Here is a 26,960-nt window from a genome sequence, read left to right as displayed (position 1 = left end):
GCGGACGAACCTCGGAACTTGATCGCTCGGGAACGTGGTTTGCTCAGCGTTGCTCGCTCCCCCCGGCGCCCCATGCCTGGTCGCGCGCATGCGCGATCCGCCGCGCACATTCATCAGGAGACCGCCCCCGCGTGAACCGCCCCACCGATACCCCCGTTGCCGCTCGTCCGCCCGGTGTGATCGAGACCGATCTCCCATCGCGGCTCGATCGCTTGCCCTGGGGGCGCTTCCATACCCTGATCGTGGTCGCGCTCGGCGTGACCTGGCTCCTCGACGGGCTCGAGGTGACGCTCGCCGGGGCCGTGGCGAGCGCGCTGAAAGCGAGCCCCGTGCTTCGCTTCTCGAACGCGGACGTCGGCTTCGCGAGCAGCGCCTACATCGCCGGCGCGGTGCTCGGCGCGCTCGTCTTCGGCTGGCTCACGGATCGGCTCGGGCGGCGCAAGCTTTTCTTCGTCACGCTTGCGCTCTATCTCGCCGCAACCGCGGCGACGGGGCTCTCGTGGAACCTCGCGAGCTTCGTACTGTTCCGCTTTTTGACCGGGGCCGGCATCGGCGGCGAATATGCCGCGATCAACTCCACGATTCAGGAGTTCACCCCCGCGCGCGTGCGCGGATGGACCGATCTCGGCATCAATGGCACGTTCTGGGTCGGCGCCGCGCTTGGCGCCGGCAGCTCGATCGTGCTGCTCGATCCGGCGCTCGTACCCGGCGACTACGGTTGGCGCGCGTGTTTTCTCATCGGCGCAACGCTCGCGCTCGTCATCGTGCTGATGCGCATGTGGATACCGGAAAGCCCCCGCTGGCTGTTGACGCACAATCGGCCGCATCCGGCCCGCGAGATCGTCGAGGCGATCGAGGCGCGCTTCGAGCGGCACGCGGGAGCACCGCTCGGGGGCGAGATCCACACCCTGCGGCTCGCCGAACGCGATCACACGCCGCTTCGCGAAGTCTTCGCCGCGCTTTTCGTCCTGCACCGACGGCGCTCGCTCGTTGGACTTTCCCTGATGACCGCACAGGCGTTCTTCTACAACGCCATTTTCTTCACCTACGCGCTGGTGCTCACCGACTTCTATCATGTGCCTGGCGCGCACGTGGGGTGGTATCTGTTGCCATTCGCGCTCGGCAATTTCCTGGGACCGCTCGTGCTCGGCCGCGCGTTCGACGTCGTCGGCCGCCGCAAGATGATCGCCTTCACCTACGCGATTTCAGGCGTGCTGCTCACGGCAAGCGGATATCTTTTCGAACGGCAATGGATGACGGTGGTCGAGCAGACGATCGCCTGGATGATCATCTTTTTCTTTGCGTCGGCGGCCGCGAGCTCGGCCTATCTCACGGTGAGCGAATCGTTTCCGCTCGAAATCCGCGCCCTCGCCATCGCGGTCTTCTATGCGTTCGGCACGGCGCTCGGTGGGATCGCCGGGCCGGCACTCTTCGGTAGTCTCATCGACACGCACCAACGCTTCGCCGTATTCGAGGGCTATCTCCTCGGCTCGGCCCTCATGCTTCTCGCCGCGCTCATTGCCGCGATATGGGGCGTCGATGCCGAACGCAAGCCGCTCGAGCACGTCGCCTTGCCGCTTTCAGCCCTGCGCGACGATTGAGGCCCGGTCAGGCTGAGCTTGCGCTCGGCCCTTCCGCGGTTGCGGCGCGAGCGTCACGCGCGCTCGACCAAGGCGCCCACCCTGCGCACGGCGCCGCGCCGATGAATGCGAAGCACGACGAGCGCCGCGACGAGGCACAGGCCGCCCGAGATCGTCGACGCCAAGGTGTAAGTGCCGAGATCGGCTCGCAGCACGCCGGCGCCGAATGCCGCGAAAGCCGCGCCGAGCTGATGGCCGGCGACGATCCAGCCGAACACGACGGGCGCCGCCTCCTTGCCGAAGACGTCGGTGGTGAGGCGTACCGTCGGCGGCACTGTGGCGATCCAATCGAGCCCGTAGAACATCGCGAAAAGCGGCAGGCCGAAGAAATCGATGCCGAATGCATGGGGCAGATAGATCAGCGACAGCCCGCGCAGCCCGTAGTACCAGAAGAGGAGCACGCGGCTGTTGAAACGATCCGAGAGCCAACCGGAAAGCGTCGTTCCGAAAAGGTCGAAAACGCCCATCGCCGCGAGCACGGAAGCCCCCTGCACCTCGGTCATCCCATAGTCGCCGCACATCGCGATGAAGTGGGTGCCGATATAGCCGTTGGTGCTAGCGCCGCAGACGAAAAAGCTGAAGAAAAGCAGCCAGAAATCGCGCTTTTTGCTCGCCGACAACAGCATGCCGAAAGCGAGCGCCAACGGGTTTTGCTTCGTGGCTGCCGCGGCCGGCGGCGCATCGGGCGCTTCGCCGTACGGGCGCAGCGCGACGTCGGCCGGACGCTCGGGCAAGAACAGCGCGACAAGCGGCAGCACAATAGCGGCGGCAACGGCAACGATGAGCACGACAGCGCGCCATCCGTGATGCTCGGCCACCGTGGCGAGCATCGGCAGAAAGACGAGCTGCCCCGTGGCCGAGCTCGCGGTCAGGATGCCCATCACGAGCCCGCGCCGCTCGACGAACCAACGATTGACGACGGTTGCCGAGAGCGTCAGCGCCGCGACGCCTGTCGCGCTGCCGACCATCACTCCCCAAACGAGGACCATTTGCCAAGGCGCCGTCATCATCGACGAGAGCGCCACGCCGGCCGCCATCGTGCCGAGCGCCGCGTAGAGCGTCGGCCGCACGCCGAAGCGCTGCATGGCCGCCGCCGCAAACGGCCCCGTCAGACCATAGAGCGCGATGTTGACCGATATCGCGAGCGAGATCGTGGCCCGGCTCCAGCCGAGATCGTGCTCGAGCGGCAACATGAGAACGCTCGGCGTTGCCCGCGTGCCGGCGGCCGCCAGCAGCACGAGGAAGACGACGGCCGCCACGAGCCATCCATAGTGAAACCGCGTTCTTATTCGTTTCGCCAGCCAGTTCATTGGTATCCCTTATCGCGTTCGGCGCCACAGTGGCACGGAAGTCATCTGGTGCTCGTCGTCGTTTGTGTCCGTTCCCGGTTGTGACAAGTCGGTCACAAATAGAGTTGCCATCGTAGTGACCGGTCAGTAACATGTCAAGTGAGAAGAAACTGAAAGTTGAGTGAACATGACCCGGACCGCATTAGAGAAGCCCAGAGGCCCAACATCCGACCGCCCGCAACCGCGTCCTCACACGGCGGGGCCTGCCGCGCAGCAATTGCTGCTTCATGCCGCGGCGGAGCTCTTTTACCGTGAGGGAGTGCGGGCCGTCGGCGTCGATGCCGTCGTCGAGCGCGCGGGCGTGAACAAGATGAGTCTTTATCGGCAGTTTTCGTCGAAGGACGAACTTGTCGTCGCCTACCTCGAGCGATCGAGCGAGCGCTTCTTCCAGCGCTTTCAGCGCAGCCTCGACAAGCACCCCGGCGATCCTGTCCGGCAGATCGCCCAGTATTTCGAGGATCTGGCGGAGCGCGCTTCGGTCGAAGGGTACCGCGGCTGCCCGTTCGTCAACGTCTCCGCCGAGTTTCCGGATGCGAGCCACCCGGCGCGGCAGTGCGTGCTGCGCAACAAGACTGAGCTGATGGAGCGATTGACGGTGCTCGCCGCGAGCGCCGGAGCGGACGATCCCGAAGCGTTGGCAAGCGCGCTCGCGCTGCTGATCGAGGGCGTCTACGCCGCGAGCCAAACCTACGGCCCCGGATGCGCCCCGATCAAGGCGGCGCCGCGCGTGGCGGCGCAACTCGTCGCCGCAGCCTGCTCCCGTTCACTGACGTAATCGCGCCCCGATGCCGCCCAATCCAGTAGCCGCCGATGCCGCAAACGCCACTGCCGCCGCCGTCATCGCCGCCACGCAGCAGTGGCTGACGCGCGCCGTGATCGGACTCAACTTGTGTCCGTTCGCCAAGGCCGTCCATGTCAAAGATCAGATCCGCTATGCGGTCAGCGACGCGCACGATCTCGAAGGCGTTTTGACCGATCTCGAAGCCGAACTCAAACAGCTCGAGGCGGCGGATCCGCAACGAATCGATACGACGCTCGTGATCTTTCCGCACGCGCTGGCCGACTTCGTCGAATTCAACGATTGCCTGTTCTTCGCGGAACGGCTCGTGGCCCAAATGGGTTTGGAAGGCGTACTTCAGGTCGCGAGCTTCCATCCGCACTACCAATTCGAGGGCAGCGACACGGACGATATCGAGAACTACTCGAACCGGGCGCCCTACCCGATCCTCCATCTGCTGCGAGAATCGAGCATCACGCGCGCGGTCGACGCATACCCCGACGCCGCCGGGATCTACGAACGCAATATGGAAACGCTGCGCCGCCTGGGCCACGATGGCTGGCGCAAGTTGATGAGCGAAACCAGCGACAAGCACGAAGACAACGATTAGACGCCGGTGCTACCCGGCGCTCTCGCTCGAGGCTTCCACGGCGCCGCCAGCGTGCGATTGCTCGTCTACCGCCGGCGCGAAAAACCGCTCGCGCAGTTCGTCGAGGCCGAGCGTGTCGAGCACTTGCGCGAGCCGCTCGGCCGCCCGCCGACGAGGAAGGTTCTTATACTGCGCGATGATGAGCTCGTTTTTCATCGAGTGTTCCCACCCGACGAGCTCCGTCACGCTGACCTGATACCCGTGCGCTTCGAGCTGCAGGCAACGGAGCACATTCGTCACCTGGCTGCCGAACTCACGCGTATGGAGCGGGTGGCGCCAGATCTCGGTGAGCGCGTTGCCGAGCGATTTTCCCTTGTTGCGGCGCAGCACACCGGCCACTTCCGCCTGGCAGCACGGCACGACCACGATGCGGCTCGCGTGCTTTTGCAATGCGAAGCGAATGGCGTCGTCCGTGGCGGTATCGCAGGCATGGAGCGCCGTCACGATATCGACGACAGGCGGCAGCCGGTCCGACTCGATCGATGCGGCCACCGACAGGTTCAAAAACGACATTCGCTCGAATCCGAGCCGCGCCGCCAGTGCCGTGGATTTGTCCACGAGCTCCGGCCGCGTTTCGATGCCGTAAATCCGTGAGCCGTCGCCGGGCGCAAGCGCCTTGAAGAACAGGTCGTAAAGAATGAAACCGAGATACGACTTGCCCGCGCCGTGGTCGACGAGCGAGACGCACCCCTTTTCGCGATGCACTTCTTCGAGCAGCGGCTCGATGAACTGGAAAAGGTGATAGACCTGCTTGAGCTTGCGGCGGCTATCCTGGTTCAGCTTGCCGTCGCGCGTGAGGATATGCAGCTCCTTCAGCAGCTCGACGGACTGATTTGGACGGATTTCGTAGGTTTTTGCGGACATCGAGGGCAGAACCTGCGGCCAAGTCGCGTCAAACGTGCGACAGCCTACAGAACAGCGGGAATGATCGCGTCAGTTTACCGAAAACGGCGCGGGGCGTTGCCGTCCGCCCACGCGCACCGATGGAACGGATTATGCGTCACCGGCCCGCGTTGCGCCGTCATGGCAAGACGCGGCAACGCCGGCACGCCCGGGATGGACCACCCGGCGCGGCCGGCGGCATCGGGCTGGCAGGCGCAAATGAGCAATGCGTTTCCCGCATGCATGCCGCGAAGGCCGTACCACGGTCTGGTCGAGGCGCGCGAAATGCGCGCATCGTGTTACGTGACAGCCGTAACCACAGAGTAACCGGCCGACGTAACGTCCGTGCATGCGGTTCGAGGGCAGTCGACGGCGTCTGGTGCGGGACCCAAGTTGAGGAAGGACGACAGGGATGGCTACGATACCTAACGGAGACGCTGAGCAAAAGTTTCAGGCGATGCTCGCCACGCTCCTCGCGGCGCCAACCGGCTGGTCGGAAAAACAGCAGTTGGAGCTCGAAATGGCGCGCGACATTTCGGTGGAAATGCTGCGCCTCGCGGAATCGATGCGCGACACGACCGACGCCGGGCTGGAGACATTGCTCACGCTGCTCAAGTACGCGAAAGTGATCGACTTCATTCTCACGACGCTCGCATCGCGGCGCGACATCCGCCCGCAGACGCTTCGCGTCATCTTCAAGCTCGCCGGACTGAAGGTCGACGAGGCCTATCCGGGCTGACGGTCTCCTTGCCGAGCGCGGGTGGCGATGCGTTCGCCACGCGCGTTCATCGAGGAGCCCGGCGAACGGCGAGACGCCAGAGCGACGTCACTTCGGCCACCCTCGCGCGATAGAGCGGATCGCTTGCATCCGAGGCCTTCGGATGCTGGGGCCGTATGTCGTCGCGCCCGACGACCTCCAAACCCGCCTCGCCGAACATCGCCATCAGCGCATCGCGTGTGCGCAAACCCAAGTGCTCGGCAAAATCCGACAGAATCAGCCACCCCTCGCCGGTGGGCTCGAGATGCGCCGCGAGTCCGCCGAGAAACCCGCGCAGCATCTGGCTTCCGGGATCGTAGACAGCGCGCTCGATCGGTGAGCTCGGGCGCGCGGGCAGCCACGGCGGATTGCAGACAACGAGCGGAGCGCGACCCGGCGGAAAGAGGTCCGTCTTCACGATCTCGATGCGATCGGCATAGCCGAGCCGCGCGGTATTTTCTCGTGCGCAGTCGAGCGCGCGATCGTCGTTGTCGGTTGCGACGATGCGCGCGACGCCGCGCTTGGCGAGCACGGCCGCGAGCACGCCGGTCCCCGTGCCGATATCGAACGCGAGCGCGGTCGACGGCAGCGGCGCACGCGCGACGAGTTCGACGTACTCGCCGCGCACCGGCGAGAAGACGCCATAGTGCGGATAAACGTGCGCCCCGCCTAACGCCGCAATCGCCACACCTTTCTTGCGCCACTCATGCGCGCCGATCAATCCCTGCAACTCTCTCAACGATACGATCGAAGGCGCGTCGGCCTCCCCGTACGCTTCGAGGCAGGCGGCGCGTACGTCGGGGGCACGTCGCAACGGAATCGCGTAATCGGCATCGAGTGGGATCAACAGCATGCCGAGCGTACGCGCGCGCTGCGCCTGGGCCTGCCGGTGCAGGTTGAAGGCATCGAGCGGCGCCTCAGCGGTCTTTCGCGGCTTGCGGTCGATACGGCGCGCCATCGCCTGCAGCAATTGGCGCGCGTTCTGAAAGTCCCCGCGCCAGAGGAGCGCCACGCCTTCGCAGGCTTGAGCGTAGGCGGCGTCGGCCGTGATGCGGTCGTCGGCGACGACTACGCGCTTCGGCACGGGTACACCGGCTTCCGAACGCCATAGCGCGTTATGCGAAACGCCGCCTTCCGTCCAGCCGATCGTGTTTTGAGAGGGATGCATGAATACGATTTGTGCGTCGGCCCGCCGCTCGCGACGGTGCTTTTCGAGAAATGAAAAAGCTCCGGTCGGTCTGCCGTCCAATTACCGCGGCGTTTTCCGAGATATCAAAAAGGAAGTGACTTCGTCCGATTTCGGGGCGTCGCGGACAGCGACGCTCCGGCTCGAGCGCTCAATGCATTGTCGCATCCCGCGACCTCGCAAGAGAAACCGCAAAGGAGGACGTATGAGCGTATTCGTGCAAGGCATTCCCGTGGCCGCGCCGCCGGCGATCGGCGAGTACTGGCCTGGAGAGGGCGGCGTTTATGCCGGCATCATGCCCGACTATATCGGACGCAATCCCCAACATGTGATTTTTTCGATCGATGAGGCTGTCGGTGTGACCTGGGGCGCCTACGGCGTGTCCGAACGCGGCGCGACGAGCGATCACGATGGCGCGGCCAATACCCGCGCGCTCGTCGCCTCGAGGTATGCGCATCCGGCCGCCGAATGGGCGGACCATTATGAAAAGGACCGGAAGACGGATTTTCATTTGCCATCCCGGCAGGAATGGGACGTCGCGGTTGCCACGATCCGCGAACAGTTCGCGGCGAACGCCTGGTATTGGTCGAGCACCGAACGATCGGACACCATGGCGTGGGGCCACAACTTCAACGGCTTCGATTTTGAATACCTGCACAAGACCTTCCCTGGCAGGGCCCGTGCCGTTAGAACGCTCCCGGCCTGATGCGTGAACGGATGACGGATCGACGCATCGCGATGCGCCGTTCGCGGGCTCAAGCGATCAAGGCGCTGCCTTGCGTCGCGAGGGGCGGGTTCGGCAGCGGGCCGCCCTCGCGCATGAGTCGCGTGATGCTCTCGGCATCGAGTGCCTTGCTGTAGAGAAAGCCCTGCGCTTCGAAGCACCCGAGCGCCAGCAGGAAATCCTGCTGCGCGGGCGTCTCCACGCCCTCCGCGATCACGCCCAGGCCCAGCGCCTTCGCGAGCGTCACAATCGCGGTCGCAATGGCGCCGGTCTCGCGGCTGCCCTGCCCGATGCCCTCCACGAAGGCCCGGTCGATCTTGATGCGATCCACGGGCAGCGTGCGCAACTGGTTCAGGCTCGAGTAACCGATGCCGAAATCGTCGATTGCGACCGTGACGCCGGCGCGGCGAAAGTCATAAAGCCGGCGCACCGCCAATTCGGGCTGCTTCATCAGTGCGGTCTCGGTGACCTCGAGCTCGATCGTGGCGGGGTCGACGCCTGTTTCCCGCACGATCGCTTGGAACGTCTCTACGATGTTCCCGCGCTGCAACTGCAGCGCCGAGAGATTGATCGACAGGCGCTTCGGCCGCACACCCGCACTGCGCCAAAGCGCCGACTGACGGCAGGCCTCGCGCAGCACCCATTCCCCGAGATCCGATACGAGTCCGGCGGCCTCCGCGACCGGAACGAAGAGCGCGGGCTCGACGTCGCCGTATAGCTCATCCCGCCAACGCACGAGCGCCTCGACGCCGACGAGCTTCCCGTCGCGCATATCGACCTGGGGCTGGTAGTGCAGGCGCAGTGCGCCCGACTCGATCGCCTTTCTGAGCCGACTCGACAGCTTGAGCCTCGCATCGGCCGCCTCGCTCATTTCCGCTCGATAGTAGGCGCAGCAATTGCGGCCGCGGCTTTTGGCGACGTACATCGCCATGTCGGCGGAACGAATGAGCGCTTCGGCGTCGCTGCCGTGGACCGGAAACACGCTGATGCCAATGCTCGCGCCGATGTGCAGCTCGTGTCCGCCGGCATGAATCGGCTGCGCCATCGCCGCGAGGACGACATCGGGCAGTTCGCGTCGATGGGCCCCGTCCGCGCCCGTCGTCACGATGAGAAACTCGTCGCCGCCGTAGCGGGCGACCAGATCGCCGCCACGCGCGCAGCCCGAAAGACGCCGCGCCACCTCCACGAGCACCTGATCCCCGATGCCGTGTCCGAGCACATCGTTGACCGTCTTGAAGCCGTCGAGATCGATGAAGAACACGAGGATCCGCCCGTCGACCGCATCCGGATCGGCGAGCAACGCCTGCAACCTCGTGCCGACTGTTACGCGATTCGCCAGGCCGGTCAGTGTGTCGCGCTCGCTGAGCTCGCGCAGCCGGCGCGAGCGGTCGAGCAGCTTGACCGAGACATCGTGCGTGACCTTGGCGTACACGAGCGGGTAGACGAAGATGACGGGAAGCCACGCGGGCGCAATCCGCACCGAGAGCGGATCGGTTCGCATGCCCAGGCCGACGATTCCGAGCACGACGCCCACGACGCTCGCGGCCATCCCGCCGAGAAAGACAGGCCAGCCGCCGACCGCCATGCTGTCCAGGGCGAACATCAAGAGGATGACGACAGTCGCGAGCGGCTCGAAATGGACCGCCGCGACGAGCCATCCGCCGAACGCACAGTCCAAGATCAGGTTCCACTGCTCGCGCTTCGGCGCGTCGCCTCCTGAGCGCACGCGCTGGTAGGCAATGTGCGGCCAGGCGAAGCAGACGAAGAGCACGATGCCGAAGAGCCACGCGGGCGCCCGCTGCGCACGCAGCAGCAATAGCACCGGCGCCGCACCCATCGTATAGCCGAGCACGCGAAGCTGATAGATGCGCCGCACAAGGCCGGTCGTCCAGCCCGCATCGCCCCTTCCGGACGTAAGCACAGAGGTTCCCCGACGGGTTCGTATGATCTGACGAGAGTAGACCAGATCCCGCGAGTCAGCGAGCATTCAGGCGTCGATGCTACCCTCCCGAACGTATTAACGGCCAAGCGGCCGAAACATTGAGGAGGCGGCCGAAACCGGGCTCAGTCCGATCGCGCGCGCCAACCCAAGCCGAGACTCTTCTGGACCAGCGCGTAATCCTTGAGCAGCTCGGCCTCGCCCGCCACGACATCCTGCTGTGCCGAGAACTGCGTGCGCTGCGTATCGAGCAGATCGATGAGCGTCGATACGCCCGCCCGGTAGCGCTGCTGCATGAGGACCGAGGCGCGATCGGCCGAGCGCTGCACCGCCTCGAGCCGCACGAGGTGCTCGCGCTGATGGCCGTAGCGCGAAAGGGCCGCATTGGCGTCTTGCAGGGCCGCGAGCACCGTCTTCTCGTACTTCGCGCTCGCTTCGTCGCGAGACGCTTCGGCGCTTCTGACATTGGCCGCCGTGCGGCCGAAATCGAACGCGTTCCACTGCAAGAATGGCGCGCCGAACCACGAGAAGTTGTTCTTGTGAAAGAGGTGCCCCGGATCGGCGGCCGTGAAGCCGAGATCGCCATAAAGCGTCAGCTTTGGAAAATAGTCGGCGATATGCTCGCCGATTTGCGCATTGCTCGCCGCCAATCGCCGCTCCGCGGCGCGCACGTCGGGGCGCAGCCGCATCAGCAGGGCCGGTTCGCCCACGGGCACGACCGCCGGCAACGACGGCAGCGGCCGTGCCGATGCGAGCTCGGCATCGAGCGCGCCGGGCGCGCGTCCCGTCAACACGGAGAGTCGGTCGAGCGATTCGGCAATCTGCTCGTCCAGCGGGGCGATGGTCGCGCGAGTCGTTTCGACCTGGCTCGTGAGCCGCTCGACGTCGACGTCGGCCGCAGTGCCGCCCGCACGGCGCTGCTCGGTCAGCGTCAGCATGCGCTGCTGCAGTTCCGCCGTATCGCGCGCCAAGGCGAGGCGTTGCTGCTCGTCGCGCAGATCGAAGTAGGCCTGCGCCACTTCGGCCGCGAGCGCGACTTGCGTGTCGGCGAGATCGGCGTCGACGGCTTCGGCCTGAGCCGAGGCGGCCTCGACGGCACGCCGCGTACCGCCGAAGAGGTCGATCTCCCAGGATGCCTGGAGCGTCGCCGCGTAGAACTGCACCGGCCCGCCTCCGCTCGACGAGCTTTGTCCCGAGCCATTGCCGCCCGACGAGAACAGGTTGCCGAGATCGGGCTGACGCATGCGCAGCGCGGCCGCATCGGCGCTCACCTTCGGCAGTTGATCGGCATGCTGCAGGTTCAGCTGCGCACGAGCTTCGCGAAGACGCGCCTCGGCCGCGTGGACATCAGGATTGTGCGCGAGCGCCGCATCGATCAACGCATCGAGCTGCGGATCGCCAAGCGCGTGCCACCAATCGTTCGGAGCGGGACCGCTCGAGACGCCGGCCGATGGCGTGCGAACGAATGCCGGTGCGTGGACAGCATCGTTGGCCACCGGCGGCGCACCGCGGTAGTCCGGGCCGACGGTGCATGCGGTGAGCGAAACCGCCGCCGCGACGGCGAGCCCGACCGGGACTGTCACTGTGAGGCTTCTCGTGCGCAGAATAGTCGGCAACGAAACGAAGGGCAAACAACGGCGGATCTGCGTCGTCATGACAATTGTTGGTCGAACTGATCGTTAGTGGCCCGAAGCCTGCGACGCGCCGGCCGATTGCGCAGGAGTCCTCAGCAATAGTGCAAGCGGAATGCAGACCAGGAGCGCGATAGCGAGCGCATAGAACGTTTCCGCGTACGTCATGACCGACGCCTGCACCTGAATCTGCGCCGCAAGCTGGCCGAGCGCGCGCATCTTCGCGTAGGCCATGTCGCCCGTCTGCACGAACCAATTGGCGGCGTTGGCCGCAATGCGCTCCTGGCCGATGACCGAGTTGGCCGTCAGCGATTCACGGATGGCCTCGGTATGGAACGTCGTGCGCCGGTCGATGATGACACCGATGATCGCAAGACCGATCGAGCCGCCGAGATTGCGCGCCATGTTGTAAAGCCCCGCCGCATCGCCCGAGTCTTCGCGCGAGACGGCCGCCATCGACGCCTGGTTGAGCGGCATCATCGCGAGCATCTGTCCGGCGCCGCGCAAAAGCTGCGACCAGACGAAGTCGCCGCCGGCACTTTGCGCGGTGAGCGTCGTGTCGAGCAGGCAACTGCCGGCAAAACAGAGGAGCCCCGTCACCACGAGAATCCGGAAATCGACGGTCGAGAGCAGGCGCGGCAACAGCGGCATCATCAGGAACGAAGGCAGCCCTGAAAGGAGCATGATCGCGCCCGACTGCTCGGCGTTGTAGCCCGAGATGATGCCGAGGAACTGCGGCACGAGGTACGAGACGCCATAGAGCCCGGCCCCGACGGCGGTCACGATGACGATGACGCTCGCATACCGGGCATTGCTCATTAACGCGAGCCGCATGATCGGCTTCTTCGCGGCGAACTGCGAGATACCGATGAGAATGAATCCCAGCGCGCTCAGGCAGGCGCAAAACACGATCTGCTGCGACTCGAACCACTGATGCCGCTGGCCTTCCTCGAGCACGACCGTCAGCGAGGACAGACCGATCGACAGGCCCACGATGCCGATCCAATCGGCATTGACGAAGTCGTGCCAATGCGGCCGGTCGGCCGGAAGCCCCACGATCAGCAACGTCACCAGCGCGACGCAAACGGGCAGATTGATGAAGAAGCACCATCGCCATGAAATGTTCTCGGCGAGCCATCCGCCGACGACGGGGCCGAGCAGCGGGCCGAGCAGCACGATCAGGCCGAAGATCGTCATGCCGATCGACATCTGCGAGCGCGGCAGCCGGGTGCGAACGATCGTTTGCGCCGTCGGTATCATCGCGCCGCCCGTGAAACCCTGCCCGATGCGCCCGACGATCATCCACTCGAGCGAGCTCGAAAGCCCGCACATCATCGAAAAGATCGTGAAGAGAGCCGCGTTGACGAGCAGGAAGTTGCGCAGGCCGAACACGCGCGTGAGCCAGGCGGCGAGCGGAATCATGACGATCTCGGACATCAGGTAGCCCGTGGAGATCCAGGTCCCCTCGGTGCCCGTCGCGCCGACGGCGCCCTGGATCTGCGGCAACGCGGAGTTCGTGATCGAAATGTCGAGCGTCGCCATCAAGGCGCCGAGCGAGCCCGCGGCAACCGCGATCCAATCGACGGCGCTCGCGCGCTCAGCTTGCGCGGGAGCACGCGCGGATGAAATCGGCGGCGCGTCAGCCATGTCGGTTCTCGCCGGCGATCCGCTTGTCGTCTTCACGCGCCGAGCGCGTATCGACATCGACGGTCACCGAGAGGCCCGGCAGCAAGACGCGCCGCGTCTCGGGCCCCGTATCGATACGGATGCGCACGGGCACGCGCTGCACGATCTTCGTAAAGTTGCCCGTCGCATTCTCAGGCGGAAGCAGCGCGAACTGCGCTCCGGTGCCGGGCGCGAAGCTCTCGACGACACCATGAAGATCGACGCCGTGTAGCGCGTCGACGTGAAGCGTCGCCGGCTGGCCGACGCGCATGCGTCCCACCTGCGTCTCCTTGAAGTTCGCTTCGAGGTAGACGTTATGGACAGGGACGATCGTCAGAAGACGCGTGCCCGGCTGCACGTACTGGCCCACGCGCACCGTGCGGTCGCCGACCCGGCCTTTGATCGGGCTGTAGAGCGTCGTGTCGCGCAGATCGAGCCGCACTTGCTTCAGGTTGGCCTGCGCCGCTTCGAGCTGCGCGCGCGCTTGGGCAATCTGCGCCGTCGTTGCCGCGATTTGCGTCTCGGCCGAGTGGACGGCCGCGGCGTTCGATGCCAACGTCGCACGTGCCTGGTCGCGCGTGCTGACCATATCGGCCAGGCGCTCCGCCGTCTCGGCTCCCGTTGCCGTGAGCGGCGCATAGCGGCGCACATTGTCTTCGGCGTGCGCAAGCGCGACGCGCGCCACTTGCTCGTCCGCTTGCGCCTGCGCCACCTTGGCCCGCTCTTGCAGCAGATCCGCGTGGGCGCGCTCGAGATCGGCCACGCGGGCGTCGACGGTAGCCTGGGCCTGATCGACCGATGCCTGATACTGTCGCGCATCGAGCCGCGCGAGCGGTGCGCCCGCCTCGACCGTCTGATTGTCCGCGACCAGTACCTCGGTGACGTACCCGCTCACTTTCGGTGCGATCGTGACGCCGTCGGCCTGAAGATAGGCGTCGTCCGTGCTTTCGATGAAGCGACCGACCGTCCACCAGTGGACGAGCCAGGCCATCCCGCCAAGGCTGAGCGCAACGACGAGTACGATGAGCCAACCGCGCCTCTTTGGGCGCGCCGGAGCGGCGCCGCCCGAGGTATCCTCGGCCGGTTTGCCTGCGGCGACGGCAGTGCCGGCCGGGCCGGCGCGCGTTGGGGCATCGACGGTTTCGGACATGAGGGATTCTCCTGAGGAAGCGCAGGCAATTATTCCAGTTGGAAAAAATGTGTCAAGTGATATATTTCTGACCGCGGTATGGGAAAGGAGTGAGAAGTCATGAGCGACGTGAAGCGGCTTCGCCGTCCGCCGGAAGGGGGTTATGCGCGCGGCGATGAAACGCGGCACCGCATCATCCACGCGGCCATCGAGCTGTTCGGGGAGCGCGGCTTCGCTGCGGCCTCGACGCGCGACATCGCGGCGCGCGCGGGCGTCAACGCGCCGGCGCTGCAGTACTACTTTGAAAACAAGGAAGGGGTCTACCGCGCCTGCGCCGAGCACATCGTCCAGACCGTGTGGGAGCGTTTCGAGCCGGTCGTGCAGCAGGCGACTGAAGTGCTCGCCGGTTCAGCGGGGGCGGCCGCGCTCATCGACGCTTTCGTTTCGATCCACGAAGCGATGACCAGCAAAATCTTTTACGGGCCCCAGATGCCGGGGCTGCGGCTTTTCATGGTGCGGGAGCAGGCGGGGCAAGAGCCGCCGATCGCGTCACAAATCCTGCAAGAGAAGTTGCGCATGCCGCTGAACCGCGTTTGCGCGTCGCTCGTCGCCAGAATCGGCGGAACCGCGTTCGACGATCCCGTGACACAGATCCGCACGCTGAGCCTGATGGGACAGTTGACCATTTTCCATCACGCGCCGCGCGCGATGCTGGCGGCCCTCGGCTGGACGGAAATGGATGAGGCGAAGCTGGAGCTCGTCAAGACAGTCGTACAGGGCCAAACGCGCGCGTTGCTCGAGATGTGGAACGCCGAGCGCGAATCGCGGCTGGCGTCGCAGGCAAGCGACGCGGCGGCGCCGTCAACAAAGAAGCCGTCAACAAATAGAGTTAGCGAGCGCAAGCGGCGCGGCGCGGCCGCCGCGTAAAACGAGGCGCGCCGACCGGCTGCCTCATGCCTCAGCGGCAACGAGCCGGCGGTCGCTCCTCAACCGCGCGACAGTCGTGCCTATCGTAAGGACTGCCAAGCATGCGATCGGCACGATCATCGGCCCGAACGCGCTGCCGCTGACCTTGCCCGCATAGGGCATCAAGTTCTGGCCGAAGAACCCGCCGAGATTGCCGATCGAATTGATCGCGGCGACACTCGCCGCGGCGCGCGCCCCGCTGAAGTAACGCGGCGGCATCGACCAGAAGCACGGATAGAGCAGCGGTATGCAGGCACCGCCCAACACCAGCGCGATGAAGCGCAAAGGCGTAGTCGGCAACAAGAGACTGAGCGTAAAACCGACTACGCCGAGGCCGGCAACGCATGCAACGGCCTTGAGAATGCTTTTGGCCCGCCGAAGCTTGCCCGGCAAATAAAGCAGCAGCACGACGGCGAGCGCCCACGGAAGCATGCTGAGGAATCCATTGGTCGTGCTCGAAACGCCGAACGTCTTGACGAGCGTCGGCAGCCAATAGGTCACGCCATAAAGCGAAGTCGACATCAGCATGTAGGTTGCCGCGAACAGCATCACGCGCGGATCGGACAATGCCTTCCACGGGCGCTCGTGCACGGCGTCGACGGGCTTCTCGCGTTCGAGGGCCGCGAGGGCCACCTGCTTTTCGCGCTCGCCGAGAAAGCGCGCTTCCGCGAGCGATGCGGGCAGCAGCTTGAACACGGTGAGGGCGACGAGAACGGCCGGAATGCCCGTGGCAATGAATACCCATTGCCAGCCGGCGAGCCCCATGACGCCGCTCAGGCTCAGCAGCCAGCCGCCCACGAGCGATCCGAGCATGTTGGCGAGCGCGCTGCCGAGCGTGAAGATGCCGAGCACACGGGCACGATAGCTCTGGGGAAACCAGAGCGTGAGGTAATAGATCACGCCCGGGTAAAAGCCCGCTTCCGCGACGCCCAATGCAAAGCGCAAAGCGCAAAACACCGCAGTCGACGTCGTGAAGCCCATCAGCACGGTGATCACGCCCCACGTCAGCATGATGCGCGCGAGCCATAAGCGCGCGCCGAAACGATGCAGCGCGAGCGTGCTCGGCACTTCGAAAAGCAGGTAGCCGATGAAAAAGAGCGACGAGGCGAAGCCGAACGCCGCTTCGGTCATCCCGAGGCTATGAATCATTTGCAGCTTGGCAAAGCCTACGTTCTGCCGGTCGATAAACGAGATCAGAAACATGACGACGAGAATCGGCATGAGGCGCCAGGTCATCTTCGTCATGACATGTCGTTCTTCGCTCGATATTGGACTGTTCGTGCCGCTTTCGCTCACTATGGACTCCTCTTTTGTCTCGACTTCGAATGGGATCAACTTGGGGTACTTGCCGTCGCTCGCGCCGATCGATAGCGACCGAGCGCTGGAGCGAACATCTCTTCCCACGTTCGGGGCTTCGCTTTGATCGTGCCGACCATGAACAGGAAGTCGACGAATTCCAGCAACTGTTTGGGTTCGAGCGAGAACGCCGTCTGCGGATCGGCGAGCATTTGCATGACATCGGCGGGCGAGACGCTCACGCCCGATCCCGCGACGTAGATGTCCGCTGCCGCGCGCGGATTCGCGGCGATGAACCGATTCGCCTCGACAAGCGCATCGAGGAACGTATCGACGAGCGCCGGCTCCCCGTCCGCGATCCTTTTAGGTGCGAAGACGACATCGAGTGAGAGCGGCCCGAGCACGTCCATCGAGCTGATCACTCGATGGATGCCGCGCTCTCGCAGCTCCAGCGTCGAAAACGGCGGCGACGTGAAATGCGCCGTCACGCCTTTCTCGCGGCGAATCAGCGCATCCATCGCGACCGGATGAGGCAGATTGACCGTCATCGCGTCGAGCCGCGCGAACTGGCGAGCGCCGAGCTCGCGCGCGACGACCATCTGCAATACGACAGCCGACAAGGATGTCCGGATGCCCGGCACGGCGATCCTGTCCGCGGCGGAAAAGTCGCGCAGCGACGTGATCGACGGCTTGTTCGTATTGAGAGAAAGCGACGTGCTGCTCAGGCCGCTTATGCCGATGACCTCCACGTTCGGAATGCCGCGCGCTCGCGCCCAGAGCTCGATGAAACCGGGCGCGCCGGTGCCCGCGAAGTCGAGCGTGCCGGCCATCATCGCGTCGTTGACGGAATTGCCGCCGTCGAGCAGCACCCAGTTGACGGCGATCGATCCGAGCCCTCGGCGCGCAGCGTGCTTCTCGAAGAGGCGGTGCGCTTCCATGACGAGCAGCGGCAGATAGAGGATTCCGTAGCCCTTGGAAATGCGGACTTCGCGCGTGCGCGGCAAGACGATGGACGGCGCGAACGCCGCGCCGAGCGCGGCGACGGTCATTGCCCGCCGCCTGCGGTCAGGCTTCGCCGGCACGGCTCGCATCTCCTCTTTTCTCACAGTCTCGTCGTCTTCTTCGGTTTTGTCTTCATGAAAGCAGCCGCGGCGAAAGTCGGCTCGAAACCGTCGTCGCCGATGCATGCGTGACGTCAGATTAGCGGCCGAGTCTGAGAAAATGCTGACAAGCCGCCCCCGGGAAAACCCGCGATCAGAACGACGACCTTCATCATGCGCATTCTCGTAGTGGAAGACGATGCCGAAATCGGCGCGGCGATTCGACACCGCCTGACGAGGCTCGGCCACGCCGTCGACCTCGAGGCCGACGGGGCCTCGGCCAACGCGTTGCTCGCGATCGAGCGCTTCGACCTCGTCGTGCTCGACGTCATGCTCCCGTCGATGGACGGGTTCGCAATATTGCGCCGGCTGCGCGCAGCCGGCGGCGCGACGCCAGTGCTCCTGCTGACGGCGCGCTCGACGATCGACGACCGGGTGAGCGGGCTCGGACTGGGCGCTGACGATTACCTCGTGAAGCCGTTCGACTATCGTGAGCTCGAGGCGCGCGTGCAAGCCCTCTTGCGCCGTGGAAGCGGGCACGCCAACGATGTCCTGACCGTGGGTGCCCTCGTCGTCGATCGCAGCAGCCGCCTCGCCGAATTGGAAGGCAAGCCGCTCTCGCTGTCTCGGCAGGAGTTCGCGTTGCTCGAGATCCTCGCCAGCCGGCCGCAGCGAATCTTTCCCAAAGAGGAATTGCTGAGCCAGCTTTTCAGTTTCGGCAACGAGCCGAGCACCAACGCCGTCGAGCAATACGTGACGCGCCTGCGTAAGAAATTGCTCGGCAGCTCCGTCGAAATTCGCACGGTGCGCGGCATGGGATACCAAATTGCGTCGGCTTAGATGGTTTCCGAGGACGCTTTTCGGGCGCACGCTGCTCTTCATCGCGCTCGTCGTCGCCGCGGGGGCCGCGACGCTGGCGGCAGTGGCGCGCTATTACGCCGGCGTGGCAGCCGAGCGAGCCTACGATCAGTTGCTGTCGGGCGCCGTGATCCAGGTAGCCGAGAACCTGTATGTGCAAGGCGGCGTGCTGGCGCTGAACCCGCCCGTAGCGGCGTTTTCCACGCTGTCGCGCTACGACGTCGTCTACTACAAGGTCGTCGATTCGCGCGGCATCGTCGTGGCAGGCGACCCCAAGCTCGATAGCGGCACGACGCTCGCTTCGGCTCGTCAGGGGCCGGTGTTCGCAAACGGTACGTACCAGCGTCAGCCAGTCCGGATCGCGACCGTCGCGCGCTATATGCCCGAGGAAACCGTACCGGGCTGGGCGGTCATCACGCTCGCTCAGACGACGCATTCACGCCAGCAGCTCGCGAACGAAATGAGCTTCAAGGTGTGGACGCTGATCGCGCTGATGAGCATCCTCGCTGTCGGCGCGAGCGGCCTTGCGATCAAGCGCGGATTGCGTCCGCTCGCTGAGATCGAAACGATCATCGCGGCGCGCGATCCTGCCGACCTGAGGCCCGTCGCGGTCGATACGCCAAGCGAAATCAACGCGATCATCGGCGCGATCAACGTGCTGATGCGGCGACTCGCCAACCGCATCGCGTCGATGCAGCGCTTCATCGCGGACGCCGCGCATCAGATGCGCACGCCGATCGCGCGGCTCGACGCACAAATCGAGCTGCTCAGCAGCGAAACCGATGCGGGCCGCTATCGCGCGCGGCTGTCTTCGCTACGAGACACGTGCATCGACGTCGGGCGCTTGACAGGGCAACTGCTCAACCACGCGATGGTGATTCATCGATCGGAAGCCATCACGCCGCAACGCGTCGAGTTGAACGCGCTCGCAAAGGAAGTCCTGGGGCGGACGATTCCGCTCGCCGACGAGCGCGACGTGACCGTCGCATTCGAAAGCGACGCCGCGCAGACTTACATCCTCGGCGATGCGGTCAGCCTGCAGGAGGCGTTGTCCAATCTGCTCCACAACGCCCTGTTGCACGGCCACGCCGACGAGATCACCGTTTCGGTGTCCTCATCGACTCACTCAGTGGAACTGAGCGTACGCGACAACGGCCCCGGTATCGCGCGCGAACATTGGGAGGCGGTTCTGCTTCCGTTCGTGAGCGTCGCCCCCGATCGAAGCGGCCGCGGCGCGGGCTCCGGGTTGGGGCTTGCGATCGTGCGGGAAGTCATGAAGGCTCACGGGGGCGAGGTTGCGTTCGACTTTCCTGCGTGCGGAGGCTTCGCCGTGAGGCTGATCTTTCCGCTCAGCTCCCCTGCTCGAGCGCGTTGACCACGATTTCGGCGAATGCCTCGGCTGCCCGCGGCAATCCGCGGCCGCGCTTCTTGACGAGCATGATCGGGCGCAAGAAGCGCTCGTCGTTGATCGGGCGCGCAATCAGGCTGCGTTCGGCGCGAATCTCGCGCGCCGACGCGGGCAGAATCGTGACGCCAAGTCGCGCACGTACCATGGCGACGGCGGTCATCATGTATGTCGGCTCGCAATTGATCACCGGCGCACGGCCGGCCTCCGCGAGCGCCGCATCCACGACGGCTCGCACGCTCGTTCCCGTCGCCGTCAGGACGAGCGGATGCGCGACGATGTCGGCGACGCCGATCTTGCGCTTCGTTGCCAGCGGATGGTTGCTCGGGCATACCACGCAAAGACGATCGTTGCCCGCATGGATCACCTCGATCGAAGGATCCGCGATCTCGCCGCCCGTCACGCCGAGATCCGCGTCCTCGTTGCGAACGAGCTGATTGACGACGCTCGCCACCACATCGCGAATTTCGAACGAAATTCTCGGCATGGCCTGCGACAGCGAGCGAATGCAGTCGGGCAGCACGCTCGATGCAAACGACGGCAACGCGGCCACACGTACTCGCCCGCGCGCGCAATCGCTGAGCGCTCGCGCATCGTGCAGGACGCGCTCCATGTCATGCAGCGATTTCTGCATGAGCGGCAAGAGCTCACGCCCGACCACGGTCAACGCCACGCTACGGCTGTTGCGGTCGAAAAGTCGCGTGCCGACGATCTCTTCGAGCCGACGGATTTGCACCGTTAGCGCGGGCTGCGACAGGTGCAGCCTCGTGGCCGCGCGCGTGAAGCTGCCCGTCTGCGCCACGGCAATGAAGGCGCGGATGTCACGTAAGTTCAGATCCATCACTATCCATAATCGCTGCGATCAAATCGTTTCAATTGTTTTATCAACGGCAAAAAACTACGCTTGTCGCCACCAAAAGACAAGATCGGAGACATTCGCATGCTGGCGTTGCTAGGAGTCCTGACTATTGCCGTGCTGCTCGCGGCGATCCTCACTAAACGGATGTCGCCGCTCGTCGCGCTGATCATCGTGCCGATCGTCGCCTCGCTGATCGGAGGATTCGGCTTGCAGACGGGCAAGTTCGTGCTCGACGGGCTGAAGAGCCTCGCTCCGGTCGTCGGCATGTTCGTGTTCGCGATTCTCTACTTCGGAGTGATCACGGATGCCGGCACGCTCGATCCGATCATCGAGCGCATCGTGCGGACAGTCGGCACGCGCCCGACCCGCATCGTCATGGGTACCACGTTGCTCGCGCTGCTGATTCATCTGGACGGCTCGGGAGCCGTCTGCTTTCTCGTGACGATTCCCGCGATGCTGCCGCTATACGACCGTCTCGGCATGGATCGACGCGTGCTGGCGGCAGCCGCCTCGATGGCTGCGGGCGTGAACTTTCTGCCCTGGACCGGGCCGATGATCCGGGCGTCCGCGTCGCTGCATCTGCCGATACCGGCGCTCTTCAATCCGCTGGTCCCTGTGCAGATCGTCGGGCTCGCATTCGTATTCGGCGCCGCCTATTGGCTCGGCCGACGCGAAGAAAAGCGCCTCGGGCTCGATGCTGGGTCCGGCAGTGGCGCCCCCCTGCCCCAGTTCGTGATCACCGACGAACAGAAAGCACTGCGTCGGCCGCGCAACTTCTGGTTCAACATCGTGTTGACGGTCTTGGTGCTCGGTTCGATGATCGCCATGGGAGAGAAGATGCCGCCGGCCATCATGTTCATGGTGGGCCTTTGCATTGCGCTGCTCGTGAACTACCCCGACGTCGAGATGCAGCGTCAGCGCATCGACGCGCATGCGCGGGCCGCGCTGATGATGGCCGGCATCCTGCTCGCCGCCGGCGCATTCACCGGAATCATGCAGGGCAGCGGCATGCTGAAGGCCATGGCGGGCGTCGCCGTCGGGTTCGTCCCCGCCAATATGGCCGCGCATATTCCGGTCGTGCTCGGCCTCCTATCGATGCCGCTCAGCCTTCTGTTCGATCCCGATTCGTTTTACTTCGGAGTCCTGCCTGTTGTCGCCGAAGTCGCCGCCCAGCTCGGCGTGCCTGCCGTCAAGATCGGGCAGGCGGCCCTGCTCGGGCAAATGACGACCGGCTTTCCGATCAGCCCGCTCACGCCCGCGACGTTTCTCGTTTGCGGACTGACGCGCGTCGATCTGGCCGACCACCAGAAGTTTACGTTTCCGCTGCTGTTCGGCGCGTCGATCGTCATGACGATCGCTTGCGTCGTGCTCGGCATCTTTTCTCTTTGACGCAACCGATCAACGATGACAGCAGCCCAAGCTCAATCTAAGCGCGTCGTGCGGCTCGGCGCAGGCGCCGGTTACTCGGGCGACAGAATCGAGCCCGCAGTCGAGCTCGCCGAACAGGGTGCCCTCGATTACCTCGTGTTCGAGTGCCTCGCTGAACGAACCATCGCCCTCGCGCAGCAAGCGCGGCGGCATAACCCTCAACGCGGCTACGATCCGCTGCTCGAGGCGCGTATGCGTGCGGTGCTGCCGCACGCCGTGCGCAATGGCGTGCACATCGTGTCGAACATGGGCGCGGCCAACCCGCATGCGGCTGCGCGCGCGACTGCCGAAATCGCGCGATCGCTCGGGTTGTCGGGCTTGAAGATCGCCGCTGTCGTCGGCGACGATGTTCTCGATATCGTGAAGCAAGGCGACTATCGTTTCGAGGAGACGGGCCAGGCGGTCAGCACGCTCGGCGAAAGGATGGTGTCGGCGAATGCCTATCTCGGTGCCGAACCGATCGTTGCGGCGCTCGCGGCCGGAGCCGATATCGTGCTGACCGGTCGCGTGTCCGATCCGTCGCTTTTCGTGGCGCCGCTCGCTTACGAGTTCGGTTGGGCCTTCGACGATTGGCGGCGGCTCGGGCAAGCCACCGTCGTCGGGCATTTGCTCGAGTGCGCGGGACAGATCACGGGCGGCTATTTCGCCGATCCCGGCATCAAGGACGTTCCCGCGTTGGCGAGGCTCGGGTTTCCGATCGGCGAGGTGACGGAAGACGGCACCGTCATCGTGACGAAGATCCCTTCCGCGGGCGGCTGCGTGACGGCGGCGACTTGCAAGGAGCAATTGCTCTACGAGATACACGATCCCAAGCGCTATCTACAGCCTGATGTCGTTGCCGACTTTACCGGCGTGCGCATTGAAGAGGAAAGCCCTGATCGCGTGCGCGTGACAGGAGGAACGGGAACGCCGCGGCCGTCTACGTTGAAGGCAAGCGTGGCGTTTGCCGATGGGTTCATCGGCGAGGGGCAAATTTCATATGGCGGCCCGGGTGCCGTCGATCGAGCACGGTTGGCGCTCGACATCGTCCGCGAGCGGCTAGCGCTCGCGGGCGTCGATGTTGGCGAGTTGCGCTTCGATCTGATTGGGGTCGACGCGCTTTATGGGCCCTCGTTGAGCATGAGTCATCCCGCACCGTATGAAGTCCGTGCCCGCGTGGCTGGGCGCGCGCCGACGCTCGAAGAGGCGACGCGGATCGGCAACGAGGTCGAAACGCTCTATACGAACGGACCGGCCGGCGGCGGCGGTGCGACGAAGAGCGCGCGCGAGGTGATTGCCGTGCAGTCGGTGTTGGTTCCGCGCGAACTGGTCCAGCCATCATTCGAAATCGTGGAGGTTTGATTGAAGCTGCGAGACCTGGCCCATTCGAGGACCGGCGACAAAGGCAATACGCTCAACGTATCGGTCATTTGTCACGATCCGCGTGTCTACGCACATGTGCTCGCGCACTTGACGCCCGAGCGTGTGAAAGCGCATTTAGCCGATGTTGTGCGCGGCGATGTCGTGCGCTATGAATTGCCTCTAATCGGTGCGCTGAACTTTGTTTTACTTGAGGCGCTGGGCGGTGGGGTGACGCGCTCGCTTGCGCTTGATGCGCATGGCAAGTCCGTTAGCTCGGCACTGCTCGATATCGATGTTCCGGCTCCGTAGTGGACCGCTGTGCCCACTCGGCCCCGCGCTTCGGCGAGCGCGGGTCGCGGAACAAGCCGTCCGGTGGAAGCCTGTCGGGTCGCCAAACCGATTTGCCGAGAGGGTCTCGGAGATCGTTAGCGAGCGCGTGCTGAATCAAAAAGGGGCAAGCGTTGCCCCTCTCGCAAGTACTAGTTCGATCAGTTCCCATAGCTCAACGCTGAACATCTTTTACCCGTCTGGAAGACGGGTAGCCGAATCGGGAACCGGCCGTCGATCATCGATACTATTTATCCGTCGGGAGCACGTCCCCTTCCGGCCAGTCGATGCCGTCGCCGACGCTCGGGAGGGCCTTGACGAGCGTCCGGAGAGATGGACCGTCATTCTGCGACGACGGAGTTTCAGTCACCGCAGAGGTACCGCCTGCCGCGTCCGACTGCGCTGCTTGCTCCGATGGAGCACCGGACGGAACATCAGGGGGTACAGACGAGGTATCAGTCGTAGCGCGCGAGCCGTCGGCCGTGTCCGTCTGCCCCACCTGCTGGGATTGATCGACGGGTGGCGCCTTGTGCTGCTGCGATGGAATATCGGTCGCCGCGGGCGAATCGCCGGCTGCCTCCGACTGGCTCAATTGCTCGGATTGGCTATTCGTTTCCCGAGGCTGCTCGTTGGCTGCCGGCGGATGGTAGTCGCAAGCCATTACCGCGACCCCGTGGACCGTGCCGGCAGTCGGCGCCTGTATCGTGTAGGCAACGGCGAGATAAGGCTTTGCTTTGTCGCTGCCGACGAGTCTAGACACGAACGTATGCTGATCCGTCGGACTGCTCACATACCCGATAGAGATGGCTCTCGCCGCCTTGGTCTGCGCGGCGTCGTTTCCAATCGAGTACTCCAGCGACAGATCGAAGACATCGCTGAGCGATAGGTCGCCCCAGGGCGATACTTCGCGCTTTACATACACCTTCGCCGCGCCCGCTTTCAATTTGCCGGGTGGAGTATTGCCATTGATTGCCACCGGCCGTGTAGCCGCCTGGAACTTGCAGTGGTACTCGGAGCCTTCATCGATAGTCAGGGCAAGTGCCTTCCCTACCGCCCATGCACGACCTTGATTTGCGTTGTACGTTCCACCGTTCGAATCGGCGCCCTGCGTCCAGCGGCCGATCGCGTACTCGCCATTGCCCGATAAATCGGTGATTGTTCCCGACGACAGCGAGGCGCGATTCCCAAATGCCCTGTATGCACCTGGTGCCGCTTCCTGAAGCGCGGCAGCGTCGATCAAAGAACTCTCGAAGTTACCCCTGAGCACGCCATATTCGGAAGAAGGCACTTGAGGCAAAACTAGGTCTACCTTCCCCTCAACAGCTTGCACTGATTGCGATTTCCCTTCCACTTTGATTCCGTTCGGAGCAGAACCGGCGGCCGTTTCCTTTTGGCTAGCCGCCGCACCGGATCCCCCGCTCCCGCCTCCACAAGCACCTAACCCCATCGCTGCCAACACCGCAACGGCAGAGACAGCCCATGCCGCTCGACTGCGCGGCAGATCTATCGATTTATGTTTCATCGTCTCTCCTAGCCACTTATTCGGGATCCCTCGAACCCCGTCCACAAAACAAGTCAGTACAAGGCACTGACTCGAAATCGCAACATCGGCAAGCGTGATAGGCGTACATGCGCGCTCTTGCATCTGCACGAGCACGGACGTGCCGATGCATTGCCGACGATCGGCGGAGCATGCGCGCTCGCCAAACGAAGGCCGCAATGTAGGCAACCACCGCAAGCAAATCGCTAGGAAGGGAAAATTCTCGGACGAAGGGAAGGTTGGATCGCGTGAGAAAGGCCGCCGCGCGCGGCCGCGCTGGTAACGATTTCCGACGTATCCGAGTGATGGAAGAATTCCGAGAAACGATCAATGGGCCCCATCAACGGGCCCACAGGTCGACCGATGCGGCGCGAACGAAACCCCGCGCCGCATAGCCGCAATGAAACGTGGTTAGTGCTGCTCTCCGTACTGACTAGCCCGATCGAGCAGTTCGACATCCTCTTTGTCCAGCATCAGATCCGCGGCGGCCACCAACGCCCGCACCTGCTCGCGCGACGTCGCGCTCGCGATCGGCGCCGTCACACTCGGCCGGGCGATCAGCCAAGCCAGCGCCACGCTCGCCTGTGTCGTGTTGTGGCGCGCGCTGACCTCGTCGAGGGCACCAAGAATCCTCTGCCCGCGCGTGGTGAAATACTTCTCGACATTCCCGCCGCGCGCGCTCTTCTTCAGATCGTCGCGGCCCCGATATTTACCGCTCAAGAAGCCGCTCGCGAGCGAGTAGTACGTCACCACGGCAAGCTTGTTCCGCGCAGCGGCCGGCTCGATATCGCGCTCGTATTCCTGCCGGTCATAAAGGTTGTATTCGGGCTGTACGACCTGATAGGCAGGCAAGCCGTTGCGCGCACTGATCGCCGCGGCCTCGTCGAGCCGCGCGCCGCTGTAGTTCGACGCGCCGATCACGCGGACCTTCCCCGCTTCGATCAACTTCTGATACGCGCCGAGCGTTTCCTCGAGCGGGGTGTCCGCAAAATCACGGTGAGAAAAGTAAACATCGATGTAATCAGTCTGCAAACGGCGCAGCGATTCATCCGCCGCCTGCAGAATGTTCGCCGGCGACAAACCCGGCCGTGCCTCGAGCATGCCGACTTTCGTCGCCAGTACGATCCGGTTCCGTTTGCCGCTTCGCTTGAGCCACTTGCCGATGATCGTCTCCGACTCGCCGCCCCGATTGCCCGGCGCCCAGCGCGAGTAGACGTCGGCCGTATCGATAAAGTCGATCCCGGCATCGACGAGCTCGTCCAACAGCGAAAACGACGTCGCCTCGTCCGCCGTCCAGCCGAACACGTTTCCGCCAAAACAGATCGGCGACACATCGAGCGCCGATCCGCCCAGTTTGCGCTTTTCCATCTCCGCCTCCGTCGTGAATGAGGCGAATCAGGATACTCGCCACGCCTCGATTTTGCTGGCCAGCGAGCATGCGTACGCGATGTGTCTCATTTATGAGGCATTCGCGTCTTTCCAGTCCCCCCGATTTGGCGCAAGCGCGACCC

Annotated in this window: 23 protein-coding genes; 11 read left to right on the top strand and 12 right to left on the bottom strand. The window is 64.4% G+C overall.

Annotation, left to right across the window (positions count from 1 at the left end; translation table 11 throughout):
• The first annotated feature begins 131 nt into the window (after positions 1 to 131).
• Positions 132 to 1,601, top strand: coding sequence for an MFS transporter (locus C9I57_RS24295; RefSeq protein ID WP_107153138.1), 1,470 nt, complete (start codon positions 132 to 134; stop codon positions 1,599 to 1,601).
• Positions 1,602 to 1,654: 53 nt separating this feature from the next.
• Here C9I57_RS24295 and C9I57_RS24290 read toward each other — a convergent pair whose 3' ends face one another.
• Positions 1,655 to 2,950: an MFS transporter gene (locus C9I57_RS24290; protein WP_107153137.1), complete on the bottom strand. Its 1,296-nt coding sequence runs from the start codon at positions 2,948 to 2,950 to the stop codon at positions 1,655 to 1,657.
• 166 nt (positions 2,951 to 3,116) lie between these two features.
• Here C9I57_RS24290 and C9I57_RS24285 point away from each other — a divergent pair, with 166 nt between their 5' ends.
• Together C9I57_RS24285 and C9I57_RS24280 are read left to right on the top strand one after the other, a co-directional pair.
• Positions 3,117 to 3,764 carry a TetR/AcrR family transcriptional regulator gene (locus C9I57_RS24285; protein ID WP_107153136.1) on the top strand — a complete coding sequence of 216 codons (648 nt, stop codon included), beginning with the start codon at positions 3,117 to 3,119 and terminating at the stop codon, positions 3,762 to 3,764.
• 10 nt (positions 3,765 to 3,774) lie between these two features.
• Positions 3,775 to 4,377 (top strand): DUF1415 domain-containing protein, encoded by a 603-nt coding sequence (locus C9I57_RS24280; RefSeq protein WP_107153135.1) that lies wholly within the window; start codon positions 3,775 to 3,777, stop codon positions 4,375 to 4,377.
• A gap of 9 nt (positions 4,378 to 4,386) precedes the next feature.
• Here C9I57_RS24280 and C9I57_RS24275 read toward each other — a convergent pair whose 3' ends face one another.
• The gene (locus C9I57_RS24275; protein WP_107153134.1) at positions 4,387 to 5,280 is read right to left on the bottom strand and encodes a class I SAM-dependent methyltransferase; all 894 of its coding nucleotides are present in this window, start codon (positions 5,278 to 5,280) and stop codon (positions 4,387 to 4,389) included.
• 430 nt (positions 5,281 to 5,710) lie between these two features.
• Here C9I57_RS24275 and C9I57_RS24265 point away from each other — a divergent pair, with 430 nt between their 5' ends.
• The gene (locus C9I57_RS24265; protein WP_018440357.1) at positions 5,711 to 6,037 is read left to right on the top strand and encodes a hypothetical protein; all 327 of its coding nucleotides are present in this window, start codon (positions 5,711 to 5,713) and stop codon (positions 6,035 to 6,037) included.
• 46 nt (positions 6,038 to 6,083) lie between these two features.
• On the opposite strand, the gene C9I57_RS24260 is transcribed toward C9I57_RS24265, so the two are convergent.
• Positions 6,084 to 7,223, bottom strand: a complete 1,140-nt coding sequence (locus tag C9I57_RS24260; RefSeq protein WP_107153185.1) for a methyltransferase — start codon at positions 7,221 to 7,223, stop codon at positions 6,084 to 6,086.
• A 250-nt stretch (positions 7,224 to 7,473) separates the two neighbouring features.
• On the opposite strand from C9I57_RS24260, the gene C9I57_RS24255 reads away from it, so the two are divergent.
• A complete protein-coding gene (locus C9I57_RS24255; protein ID WP_146166257.1) occupies positions 7,474 to 7,947 on the top strand; it encodes a DUF1566 domain-containing protein in 474 nt (157 codons plus the stop codon).
• Between the two features lie 49 nt (positions 7,948 to 7,996).
• Here C9I57_RS24255 and C9I57_RS24250 read toward each other — a convergent pair whose 3' ends face one another.
• The 4 genes from C9I57_RS24250 to C9I57_RS24235 all read right to left on the bottom strand — a co-directional run bounded on the left by C9I57_RS24250 (position 7,997) and on the right by C9I57_RS24235 (position 14,350).
• The gene (locus tag C9I57_RS24250; RefSeq protein WP_181321937.1) at positions 7,997 to 9,886 is read right to left on the bottom strand and encodes an EAL domain-containing protein; all 1,890 of its coding nucleotides are present in this window, start codon (positions 9,884 to 9,886) and stop codon (positions 7,997 to 7,999) included.
• Between the two features lie 143 nt (positions 9,887 to 10,029).
• Entirely contained in the window at positions 10,030 to 11,559 is a 1,530-nt protein-coding gene (locus C9I57_RS24245) for an efflux transporter outer membrane subunit (RefSeq protein ID WP_107153130.1), read from the bottom strand.
• A gap of 24 nt (positions 11,560 to 11,583) precedes the next feature.
• Complete coding sequence (locus C9I57_RS24240; protein ID WP_107153129.1) at positions 11,584 to 13,182, bottom strand: DHA2 family efflux MFS transporter permease subunit; 1,599 nt, start codon at positions 13,180 to 13,182, stop codon at positions 11,584 to 11,586.
• A complete protein-coding gene (locus C9I57_RS24235) occupies positions 13,175 to 14,350 on the bottom strand; it encodes an HlyD family secretion protein (protein WP_107153128.1) in 1,176 nt (391 codons plus the stop codon). Before C9I57_RS24235 ends, C9I57_RS24240 begins: the two co-directional genes overlap by 8 nt.
• Positions 14,351 to 14,449: 99 nt before the next feature.
• On the opposite strand from C9I57_RS24235, the gene C9I57_RS24230 reads away from it, so the two are divergent.
• A complete protein-coding gene (locus C9I57_RS24230) occupies positions 14,450 to 15,256 on the top strand; it encodes a CerR family C-terminal domain-containing protein (protein WP_107153127.1) in 807 nt (268 codons plus the stop codon).
• Positions 15,257 to 15,280: 24 nt separating this feature from the next.
• On the opposite strand, the gene C9I57_RS24225 is transcribed toward C9I57_RS24230, so the two are convergent.
• Both C9I57_RS24225 and C9I57_RS24220 read right to left on the bottom strand, forming a co-directional pair.
• Complete coding sequence (locus C9I57_RS24225; RefSeq protein ID WP_440130245.1) at positions 15,281 to 16,540, bottom strand: MFS transporter; 1,260 nt, start codon at positions 16,538 to 16,540, stop codon at positions 15,281 to 15,283.
• Between the two features lie 86 nt (positions 16,541 to 16,626).
• Complete coding sequence (locus tag C9I57_RS24220) at positions 16,627 to 17,640, bottom strand: ABC transporter substrate-binding protein (RefSeq protein ID WP_258187799.1); 1,014 nt, start codon at positions 17,638 to 17,640, stop codon at positions 16,627 to 16,629.
• A gap of 225 nt (positions 17,641 to 17,865) precedes the next feature.
• On the opposite strand from C9I57_RS24220, the gene C9I57_RS24215 reads away from it, so the two are divergent.
• Entirely contained in the window at positions 17,866 to 18,531 is a 666-nt protein-coding gene (locus tag C9I57_RS24215; RefSeq protein WP_107153126.1) for a response regulator transcription factor, read from the top strand.
• A complete protein-coding gene (locus C9I57_RS24210) occupies positions 18,518 to 19,924 on the top strand; it encodes a sensor histidine kinase (protein WP_107153125.1) in 1,407 nt (468 codons plus the stop codon). The genes C9I57_RS24215 and C9I57_RS24210 overlap by 14 nt, the downstream gene beginning before the upstream one ends.
• Here C9I57_RS24210 and C9I57_RS24205 read toward each other — a convergent pair.
• A complete protein-coding gene (locus tag C9I57_RS24205) occupies positions 19,899 to 20,795 on the bottom strand; it encodes a LysR family transcriptional regulator (RefSeq protein ID WP_107153124.1) in 897 nt (298 codons plus the stop codon). The genes C9I57_RS24210 and C9I57_RS24205 overlap by 26 nt on opposite strands.
• A 99-nt stretch (positions 20,796 to 20,894) precedes the next feature.
• Between C9I57_RS24205 and C9I57_RS24200 the strand changes: the two genes are divergently transcribed.
• From C9I57_RS24200 to C9I57_RS24190, 3 genes are read left to right on the top strand one after another with little or no spacing between them, the layout of a single operon-like run.
• Positions 20,895 to 22,202 carry a CitMHS family transporter gene (locus C9I57_RS24200; protein WP_107153123.1) on the top strand — a complete coding sequence of 436 codons (1,308 nt, stop codon included), beginning with the start codon at positions 20,895 to 20,897 and terminating at the stop codon, positions 22,200 to 22,202.
• Between the two features lie 15 nt (positions 22,203 to 22,217).
• Positions 22,218 to 23,582: an acyclic terpene utilization AtuA family protein gene (locus tag C9I57_RS24195; protein WP_107153122.1), complete on the top strand. Its 1,365-nt coding sequence runs from the start codon at positions 22,218 to 22,220 to the stop codon at positions 23,580 to 23,582.
• A complete protein-coding gene (locus C9I57_RS24190; protein WP_107153121.1) occupies positions 23,583 to 23,891 on the top strand; it encodes an AtuA-related protein in 309 nt (102 codons plus the stop codon).
• 265 nt (positions 23,892 to 24,156) lie between these two features.
• Here C9I57_RS24190 and C9I57_RS24185 read toward each other — a convergent pair whose 3' ends face one another.
• Together C9I57_RS24185 and C9I57_RS24180 are read right to left on the bottom strand one after the other, a co-directional pair.
• The gene (locus C9I57_RS24185) at positions 24,157 to 25,431 is read right to left on the bottom strand and encodes a hypothetical protein (protein ID WP_146166256.1); all 1,275 of its coding nucleotides are present in this window, start codon (positions 25,429 to 25,431) and stop codon (positions 24,157 to 24,159) included.
• A 429-nt stretch (positions 25,432 to 25,860) separates the two neighbouring features.
• Positions 25,861 to 26,817 (bottom strand): aldo/keto reductase, encoded by a 957-nt coding sequence (locus tag C9I57_RS24180; protein WP_107153119.1) that lies wholly within the window; start codon positions 26,815 to 26,817, stop codon positions 25,861 to 25,863.
• Positions 26,818 to 26,960: the final 143 nt, after the last annotated feature.

The sequence above is a fragment of the Trinickia symbiotica genome (genome assembly GCF_003028655.1).
GTDB lineage: Bacteria > Pseudomonadota > Gammaproteobacteria > Burkholderiales > Burkholderiaceae > Trinickia > Trinickia symbiotica_A.
This window is presented reverse-complemented; position numbering and strand designations above follow the sequence as displayed.